The organism is Kitasatospora sp. NPDC041917 (assembly GCF_055589745.1).
On the sequence record NZ_JBVJBI010000083.1, the window covers coordinates 1 to 8,012 of the forward strand.

The 8,012-nt window shown below is 72.7% G+C and carries 5 protein-coding genes; all 5 read right to left on the reverse strand.

Features of this window, described 5'->3' with window-relative positions; genetic code table 11:
- Positions 1-140: 140 nt before the first annotated feature.
- Positions 141-1,991 (reverse strand): DUF8189 domain-containing protein, encoded by a 1,851-nt coding sequence (locus tag ACZ6EM_RS39995; RefSeq protein ID WP_401053848.1) that lies wholly within the window; start codon positions 1,989-1,991, stop codon positions 141-143.
- A 141-nt stretch (positions 1,992-2,132) separates the two neighbouring features.
- Complete coding sequence (locus tag ACZ6EM_RS40000; protein ID WP_401055874.1) at positions 2,133-3,866, reverse strand: trypsin-like serine protease; 1,734 nt, start codon at positions 3,864-3,866, stop codon at positions 2,133-2,135.
- A 91-nt stretch (positions 3,867-3,957) separates the two neighbouring features.
- Positions 3,958-5,532: a trypsin-like serine protease gene (locus ACZ6EM_RS40005; protein ID WP_465774631.1), complete on the reverse strand. Its 1,575-nt coding sequence runs from the start codon at positions 5,530-5,532 to the stop codon at positions 3,958-3,960.
- 94 nt (positions 5,533-5,626) lie between these two features.
- Positions 5,627-7,243: a trypsin-like serine protease gene (locus tag ACZ6EM_RS40010; protein WP_465774632.1), complete on the reverse strand. Its 1,617-nt coding sequence runs from the start codon at positions 7,241-7,243 to the stop codon at positions 5,627-5,629.
- Positions 7,244-7,287: 44 nt separating this feature from the next.
- Positions 7,288-7,794 carry a hypothetical protein gene (locus ACZ6EM_RS40015; RefSeq protein ID WP_401051216.1) on the reverse strand — a complete coding sequence of 169 codons (507 nt, stop codon included), beginning with the start codon at positions 7,792-7,794 and terminating at the stop codon, positions 7,288-7,290.
- Positions 7,795-8,012: the final 218 nt, after the last annotated feature.

Consider the following 8,012-nt stretch of genomic DNA (forward strand, 5'->3'; position numbering starts at 1 on the left):
CCTGGGCCCGGAAAGGCTGGGAAGGCACCTTCTACCCCGCTTTCCTTTTTGTCCCCCCCGCCGCCCCGTGCCCGTCTTTCCCCCCGACCGGTCGGGGGAACGCCCGGGCCCGGAGTGCTTCCAGCCCTCGGTGCCGCCGGTCAGCCGGTGATCATCGTCCTGCCTTCGATCGTCGTCCAGCCGCCCCAACCGCCCGGGACCGGGTCGGCCTTGTAGGTGACGTGGTTCAGGGCGCCGTTCTGCCCGGTGGCGAAGAGGTCCAGCACGCCCGCCGTGGCGTTGAACGTCACGGTCGGGAAGCGGCCGGTGGTGAACTTCCAGTCCCCGACGGACGTCCAGTCGCGCCACCGCTTGTCGTCGGGCTGCCACTCGGCGCGGGCGAGGACACCGTCACCGCCGACCACGAACAACTTGAAACCACCGGTGGCGGGGTCGAAGACCGCCGACGGCGAGCCCGCGAACTGCCGGCCGGGGATCTCGTACCAGCCGCTCCACTTCGTCATGCCCGGCGTGTAGTACGCGTGCGCGACGACCCCGCTGGTCCGGGTGGCGAAGACCTCCACGGTCCTGGTGACCGGGTTGTAGGCGGACGTGGGACTGCCGGAGAACGTCCAGCCGGAGTCCTGGGCGTACCAGTCGCGCCAGCCCTGGCCGTCCGACTTCCAGTAGGTCTGCTTGAGTACGCCGTCGTTGTTGATCGCGGACAGCTCGATGCCACCGGTGGAAGGGTTGTACACGGCGCTCGGGCTGCTCACGAACTCCCCGTTGCCCCGGAGGTCGGTCCAGCCGCTCCACCCCGTCGTGCCCTGGGTGTAGTACGCGTGCGCGACGAGCCCGGTGGTCCGGGTGGCGAAGACCTCCACGGTCCTCGTCGCCGGGTTGTAGACGGCGGTGGGGCTGCCGGTGAACCTCGGGCCGCGGTCCTGGAAGTACCACTCGCGCCAGCCCTGGCCGTCCGGCATCCAGTAGGTCTGGGACAGCACGCCGTCCGTGCCGATCGCGAACAGCTCGGTGCCGCCGGTGGAGGGGTTGTACAGCGCGGTGGGAACGCTCGCGAACTCCCAGTTGCCACCGACCTGCGCCCAGCCGCTCCAGTTCGTGCCGTCCGGGCTGGAGGAGAACACCACGTGGCGGTTGCTGTCGACGGCGAAGACCGTGGAGATCTTCCGGACCGGGTCGTAGACCGAGCTGCGGGCGGCCGGGTTGGCGGTGACGGTGTCCCACCAGCCGCCGCGGACCTGGTCGATCCACCCGCCGAGGTCGTCGACGCGGGAGGAGTACGCGCCGGTGCGGGTCTCGGTGGCGGGCACGCCCAGGCAGCCGCCCTGCCAGGAGCGGGAGGCCACGGCCACCAGCTCGGCCCTGCCGTTGACCTGGCGGATCGCCGGGGCGCCCGTGTCGCCCTTGCAGACCGCCGCGCCGCCGGTACCGGTGGTGCCGATGCCGGTCGCGCTCACGGTGTCGAGGCTGAACGCGCCGCTGTGCAGCTTGTTCGTGATCCACTCGGCCTTGGTCCGGCCGTACCCGGGCACCCGCAGCGTCTCCCCGGCGCTGGGGGCGGTGGTGGCGACCGCGATCGGGGCGATGTCGGTGACGGGCTTGGCCAGCCGGGCGAGGACCAGGTCACGGTCCTGGCGCGGCGCCAGCTCCACGACCTCCGTCACCGTGCCCGCGCCGGTCGTCAGGTCGGTGCGGCCGATGGTGGCGGTGGTCTTCCACTTGGGCGCGCCCGCCGCGAGGGCCTGCGGCTGCGCCGGGTCGTCGGAGAAGCAGGAGGCCGCGGTGGCCACCCAGTAGCGGTCCACCAGCACGCCGGTGCAGGCGCGCACGTTGTCGCCGATCACCAGGCGCGCGGTGTAGGCGTAGGTGCCGTCCGCGGCCGGGTCGCCGACCACGGCGACGGCCGGGGTGAAGGTGCTCAGCGTGCCGGCGGCAGCGGCCGCGACCAGCACGCCGGCCCGCCAGGAGCGGACCTGGGACTTGCGGGACATGAGGGATCTCCCTGGAACGTTCGAGAGGGACGGCACTCCACGGATGCGCGGGGTGCGGACGGGGTTCACCGCCGACGGTGCGCCCGGCCGGGGGGCCCGCCCTGCGGGTGGCGGGGCGGGCCGCATCGGGTCTGCGGCGGGTCAGGGGGCGGAGGGGCCGCCGTGGAAGCGGACCCAGCCCGGGCCCTGCGGGTCGACGGACCACAGGGTGTTGTTGACGTCCCGCACGTAGGTGACCAGGTGCTCGGTGGCCGGGTCGACGACGGTCTGCGGGACGGCGTCCGCGGCGAGCGCGGTACCGGACGGGGTGAGGAGGAACTCGGTCCACGTCCCGGTGGAGAAGTCCAGCGAGTTCAGCCGGTTGCTCGGACCGTTGACGTACACCACGGTCCGGTTGCCGGTCTTGTCGGCGATCGCGACCGGGTCGGTGGCGGCCATCACGCCCCAGTCGCGCCAGCCCGGGCCCCACGGGTCGACGGACCACAGGTGGTTCGCGGCGTCCCGGACGAACGTGGTGAAGTGCCCGGTGGCCGGGTCGACCACGGTCGAGGGGACGGCGTCGGGGGCGAGGGCCGGCGGGACGAACTCGACCCGGCCGGCGCCGCGGCGGTCGATGGAGTTCAGCCGGTTGTCCGGCCCGTTGACGTGGACGACGATGTGGCCGTCGTTCGGGTTGACGATCGGGACGGGGTCGCTCGCGGCCAGCAGGCCGTAGTCGTACCAGCCCTCGCCCTGCGGGTCCACCGACCACAGGTGGTGGGCGGTGTCGCGGACGAAGGTGACCAGGTGGTTGGTGGCCGGGTCGACGACGGTGCGCGGCACCGCGTCGGGGGCCAGCACCGTGCCGGACGGGGTCGGGACGAACTTGGTCCAGTGCTTGGTGGTGCGGTCGTAGGACCAGAGCCTGTTGTCCGGCCCGTTGACGTATACCATCACGTGGTTGGTGGCCGGGTCGGCGATCGCGGTGGGGCGGGTCGCGGCGTAGGTGCCCAGGTTGACCCAGCCCTCGGCCAGCGGGTCGACGGACCACAGGTTGTTCCTGTCGTCCTGCACGAAGGTCAGCCGGTGTCCGGTGGCGGGGTCGACCACCGTGGACGGCGAGGCCTTCACCACGGTCCCGGAGGGGGTCGAGTGGCGGGTCTTGGTGATCCACATGCCGAGGTCGTCCACCCGGGTGGCGAACGCGCCGGTGCGGGTCTCGGCGGCGGGCACGCCCAGGCAGCCGCCCTGCCAGGAGCGGGAGGCGACGGCGACCAGCTCGGCCTTGCCGTTGACCTCGCGGACCACCGGGGCGCCGGTGTCCCCCTTGCAGACCGCCGCACCGCCCGTCCCCGTGATGCCGACGCCGGTCGCGCTCACCGTGTCGAGGCTGAACGCCCCGGTGTGGGCCTTGTCCGGGACCCACTCGGCCTTGGTGCGCCCGAAGCCGGACACCCGCAGCGACTGCCCGGCCGTCGGCGCGGCGGTGCCCACGTCCAGCGGCGTGACGCCGTCGACGGGCGTGGCGAGGCGGGCCATCACCAGGTCACGGCCCTCGGCCTTCACCAGCTCGACCACCTGGACCGACTTCGCACCGACGGTGGCGGTGGTGTTCCACTTCGGCGCGCCGTCGGCGAGCGTCTGCGGCTGCGCCGGGTCGTCGGCGAAGCACGACGCCGCGCTGAGCAGCCAGTACTGGTCGATCAGCACGCCGGTGCAGCCGCGCAGGTGGTCGCCGATGACGATCCGCGCGGTGGTGGCGGAGGTGTTGTCGGCCGCCACGTCGCCGGAGACGGCGCCGGCCGGGGCGAAGGTGGTCAGCGTGCCGGCGGCGGCCGCCGCCACGGCGGCCAGCACACCCGCCCGCCGGGAGCGGAACTGGGACTTGCGGGACATGCGGACTTTCCCTTCGAGTGGGCCTGCGAAAGCCCGCGGGGGTGGTCGGTCTCGTGCCGACGGCCCCCGCGGGGGGCGGGTGCGGGGCGGGTCAGCCGGTGGTGGCGGCGATGCCCCGGATGGCGCTGCTGTCGACCTTGTAGAAGGTGGTCCAGCTGCCGTCGGCCTTCTTGTCGGCGGTCCAGATCGCGTCGTCGGTACCGAGGGCGAACAGCCGGATGGTGTCGCCGATGGTGGTGGTGGCGACCTGCTTGACGCCGAGGACGGCGGGCACCTGGTCGAAGGTGGTCCAGGGGCCGTTGTCGGTGCTGTCGGTGGTCCAGATCTGCTGGTCGCCGCCGACGGCGAACAGACGCACCGTGTTGCCGATCGTGGTGGCGGTGATGTGCTGGATGGCGCTGCTCTGGATGGACGCGAAGGTGGTCCACGTCCCGGCGGTGTAGTCGCCGGTGGTGGTCCAGATCTGGTCCTCGCCGCCGATCGCGAACAGGCGCACGGTGTTGCCGACGACGGTGGCGGTCACCTGCTTGATGCCGCTGCTGGGCAGGACCTCGAAGGGGGTCCAGGTGCCGGCGGTGTAGTCGCCCGCCGCGGTGTAGATGCGCTGGTCGCCGCCGATCGCGTACAGCCGGACCTTGTCGCCCATGGCGACGGCGGTCACCTGCCGCATGCCGCTGTTGTTCGGCACGGGCTGGAGCGGGCTCCAGGTGCCGGTGGTGGTGTTCTTCGCGGCGGTCCAGATCCGCTGGTCGCTGCCGATCGTGAACAGGCGCACCGTGTCGCCCATCGTGACCGCGCTGACCTGACGCGTGCCGATGCTGTCCGGCACCGCCTCGAAGGTGCCCCACACGTTGGTGGTGTACGCGCCCTCGTTGGTCCAGATCTTGCTGTCCCCGCCGAGCGCGAACAGTTCGCTGGCCGGGCGGGAGGCCTTCACCTGCTTGACCCAGGCGCCGAGGTCGTCGACCCGGGAGCTGTAGGCGCCGGTGCGGGTCTCGGTGGCGGGCACGCCCAGGCAGCCGCCCTGCCAGGAGCGGGAGGCCACGGCCACCAGCTCGGCCCTGCCGTTGACCTCACGGACCGCCGGGGCGCCGGTGTCGCCCTTGCAGACCGCCGCGCCACCGGTTCCGGTGGTACCGATGCCCGTCGGAGCCACGGAGTCGAGGCTGAAGACACCGGAGTGGAGCTTGCCCGGCACCCACTCGTCCTTGGTCCGGCCGAAACCGGGAACGCGCAGCGACTGCCCGGCCGTCGGCGCGGTGGTCGCCAGCGGCAGCACCGCGACGCCGTCCACCGCCGTGGCCAGACGGGCCATCACCAGGTCACGGTCCTGACGCGGCACCAGCTCGGCCACCTGGGCCGACTTCGCGCCGACCGTCACGGTGGTCTTCCACTTCGGCGCACCGGCCGCCAGGGCCTGCGGCTGCGCCGGGTCGTCGGAGAAGCACGACGCTGCCGTGACCACCCAGTAGTGGTCGACCAGCGCACCCGTGCAGCCCCGCAGGTTGTCACCGATCACCAGCCGCGCGGTGGAGGCGTAGGAACCGTCGGCGGCCGGGTCGCCGACCACGGCGACGGCCGGAGTGAAGCTGCTCAGCGTGCCGGCGGCCGCGGCCGCGACCAGCACGCCCGCCCGACGGGCACGGACCTGGGACTTGCGGGACATCGGGAATTCCCCCCTGAGGAGTACGAGAAGTGGGTGCCCCGCCGGACCGGCGGCCGGGCGGCGGCCGGCCCGGCGGGACGTGGTGCGGGCCGGGTCAGCCGGTGGTGGCGGCGGTGATCGCCTTCACGCCGAAGGCGCCCCCGGGGACCTCGACCCACGGCGTCCAGTTGCCGGCGTTGTAGTCGGCGTCACGGGTGTAGACCTTGGTGTCCTCGTTGACGGCGACGAAGTGGACGACGTTGCCCTCGGCGCTGCTGGAGATGGCCTTCAGGCGGTTGTCGCTGACCTTGGTCCAGGCCGGGTCCCAGCCGCCGAGGCCGTAGTGGCAGTAGGTGGTGAACAGGTCGCCGAGGCCGCCGATGATCTGGAGGTCGACGGTGTTGCCGCGGGCGGCGGCGGTGATGCCCTGGACGCCGACAGCGCCGCCGGGGATCTCGCCCCACGGGGTCCAGCTGCCGTCGGGCCTGTTGTCACGGCCGTAGACGCGAAGGTCCTCGTTGACGGCGAAGACGTGGACGACGCCGTCCGCGGTGGTGGCGCTGGTGATGGACTTCAGCTTGTTGACGCCGACCTGCTCCCAGCTTCCGCGCCAGCTGCCGGCTGCGTAGTCGGCGTGGGTGCTGTAGAGGGAGCCGTCGGAGCCGATGATCTGGAGGCTGACGGTGTTGCCGCGGACCGCGGCGGTGACGCCCTGGGCACCGCCGGCGCCGCCGGGCACCTCGACCCACGGGGTCCACGCGTCACCGACCCTGCCGTCGTGGGTGTAGACCTTGCCGTCGGAACCGACGGCGTAGACGTGCACGGTGTCGCCGATGGCGACGCTGTCCACGGCGGTCGGCGAAGGGCTACTGGCGGTCGACCAGCTGCCGATCCAGCCGCCGGCCTTGGAGTCGTCGACGGTGTTCCACACCCTGCTGTTGATGTCGATGATCTGCAAGTGCAGGCCGGCCTTGACCTCCGCCGTGCGGTAGCGCAGGTCGTTCACCCAGTCGCCGAGGTTGTCGACCCGGGAGCTGTACGCGCCGGTGCGGGTCTCGGTGGCCGAAGTGCCCAGGCAGCCGCCCTGCCACGAGCGCGAGGCGACGGCGACCAGCTCGGCCTTGCCGCCCGTCTCGCGGATCACGGGAACGCCGGTGTCGCCCTTGCAGACCACCGCGCCACCGGTACCGGTGGTACCGATGCCCGTCGGAGCCACGGAGTCGAGGCTGAAGACACCGGAGTGGAGCTTGCCCGGCACCCACTCGTCCTTGGTCCGGCCGAAACCGGGAACACGAAGCGACTGCCCGGCCGTCGGAGCCGTGGTCGCCAGCGGCAGCACCGCGACACCGTCCACCGCCGTGGCCAGACGCGCCATCACCAGGTCACGGTCCGTACGCGGCACCAGCTCGGCCACCTGGGCCGACTTCGCGCCGACCGTCACGGTGGTGGTCCACTTCGGCGCACCCGCCGCCAGGGCCTGCGGCTGCGCCGGGTCGTCGGAGAAGCACGACGCGGCGGTCAGCACCCAGTAGCTGTCCACCAGCGTGCCGGTGCAGCCGCGCAGGTGGTCACCGACGACGATCCGGGCGGTGGCGGCGTAGGAACCGTCGGCGGCCGTGTCACCGGGGACGGCGACGGCCGGGGGCGTGGCGAACGTCGCCAGGGCGCCGGCGGCCGCGGCCGCGACCAGCACGCCCGCCCGCAGCTTGCGGGCCGAGGAGTTGCGAAGCATGAGGTGTTCTTCCCAACGTGAGGGGCGGATGCGGGGGGTGGTGGTCAGCCGGTGACGGTCAGCTCGACGAGGGCGGCCGGGTTGCCGCCGGTGCCTTCGCCGACTCCCTGGAAGCCGTTCGTGGGGACGTCGACGGTCTGGGTGGTGGTGCCGACGGTGAGGCCGGCGCGGACCGCGCGGCCGCCGCTGGTCTGGACGAAGAACACGTCGGGCAGCTGGAGGGAGAGAGTTCCCGTCGTGCCGGTGACGGTGAAGCAGATCTGGTTGTCCGGGTTGCCCGGGGCCAGGGTCCCGATCTGGATCTGGGTGGGCTTGCCGCAGTCGGCGAGCAGGATGTGGCCGTCGCCGCGCAGCAGCTTCACCTTGGTGATGGCGGCGGCGCCGGGGTAGGAGAAGTCCTCGACGGCCGGCGGCGCGGCGGAGTTGTCCGCGGGGGTGGTGTCGGCGGCGGCGATCGCGGTGGCGGCGCCGAGGACCGCGGCGGTCACCGCGGCGGTGGCCAGCCACCGGCGGGCGGTCCTCCGGGTCGTGCGGGACGGGTTGTTTGTCACCTGGGGCTCCATCGGGAAGGTGAGCGGGTAGCGGGTGGCGGGGAGCAGGTACCGGGGAGCGGGGCGGCGCGGGTCAGCCGGTGACGCGCAGTTCGAGCAGGGTGGTGGGCTTGCCGCTGCCGCTGCCGCTGCCGATCCCGACGGGGACGGCGGTGCCCTTGGCGATGTCGATGCTCTGGGAGGCGCCCTCGCTGGTGAGCTTGGCGTTGACCGAGTAG